This window comes from Mesorhizobium sp. M0894 (assembly GCF_040319725.1).
In the GTDB taxonomy this organism is placed as follows: Bacteria; Pseudomonadota; Alphaproteobacteria; order Rhizobiales; family Rhizobiaceae; genus Mesorhizobium.
Genome location: NZ_JAMYOG010000050.1, coordinates 1 through 1,268 on the forward strand (window position 1 = coordinate 1; position 1,268 = coordinate 1,268).

1 protein-coding gene is annotated in these 1,268 nt (G+C 61.7%); it reads right to left on the reverse strand.

All coding sequences use genetic code 11. The features are described 5' to 3' along the window. Nucleotides 1-7 precede the first annotated feature (7 nt). A complete protein-coding gene (locus NKH91_RS32235; RefSeq protein WP_023720604.1) occupies nt 8-1,210 on the reverse strand; it encodes an IS256 family transposase in 1,203 nt (400 codons plus the stop codon). Nucleotides 1,211-1,268 lie beyond the last annotated feature (58 nt).

Genomic DNA, 1,268 nt, shown 5'->3' on the forward strand with positions numbered 1-1,268 from the left:
GGTTTCGTCATTGGCTGACGAACCTTTCGCCGAAGACGACGGCGAACTGGGTCTTGGCCTCGAACCATTCGCGCGGCGGTCGTTTCCATTCCTCGGCCGCGTGGTTCAGCACCAAATATAGCAGCTTCATGGCCGCATCGTCACTGGGGAAGTGTCCCCGGGTGCGGACGGCGCGGCGCAGCTTGGAGTTCAGCGCCTCTATGGCGTTCGTGGTGTAGATGATCCGCCGCACGCTTTCGGGATAGGCAAAGAATGGGACGACGTGCTGCCAATTGCGCCGCCAGCTTTGGGTGATCGCCGGATACCGCTGCCCCCAGTAGCTGGCTTCGAAGTCCTCAAGAGCCTTCATGCCGGCTTCGGCGTCCTTGGCCCGGTAGATCGCGCGCAGCGCCGGCACGACGGACTTGCGGTCCTTCCAGGACACGAACTCCAGGGAATGACGGATCAGGTGCACGATGCAGGTCTGGACGACAGTCTGGGGAAAGACGGCGTTGATCGCCTCGGGGAAGCCCTTGAGGCCGTCGACGACGGCGATCAGGACGTCGGCGACGCCACGGCTCTTCAACTCGTTCATGACGCGCAGCCAGAACTTGGCGCCCTCGGTCTGCTCGATCCAGATGCCGAGAATCTCCTTCGTGCCGTCCGGCAGGATGCCGAGCGCGATGTAGACGGCCTTGTTCCTGACGAAGCCCTCGTCCCTGATCTTGACCCGTATGGCATCGAAGAAGACGAGCGGATATACCGCGTCCAGCGGCCGGTTCTGCCACTCGGCCACTTCCTCCAGGACCGCATCGGTAACCGCCGAGATCAGGTCCGGCGACACGTCGATGCCGTAGAGCTCCTCCAGATGGCCGCGGATCTCGCGCACTGTCATGCCGCGCGCGTACATGGAGATGATCTTGTCATCGAAATCGGGAAAACGGCGCTGGTATTTGGCGATCAGCTTCGGATCGAAGGTCCCGGCCCGGTCGCGCGGGATCGACAGCGTCATCTTCGACGTGCCCGTCAGCACCGACTTCCGCGAATGGCCGTTGCGGCGATTGACGCTGCCGTCGGTGCGTTCGTCCTCAAGGTGCTCGTCGAGTTCAGCGTTCAGAATCCGTTCCGAAAGCGCCTTCTTCAGGTCGTCGAGCAATCCGTCCTTGGCAAACACCTCATTCGGATCGCGGCCGGCAAGCAGTTGGTCCAGAAGTTCCTTCTCAATAGCCATGCGATGATTCTCTCCTTTCCATCATCATGGCCTCGCGCACAGAATTCCCGACAGTCCC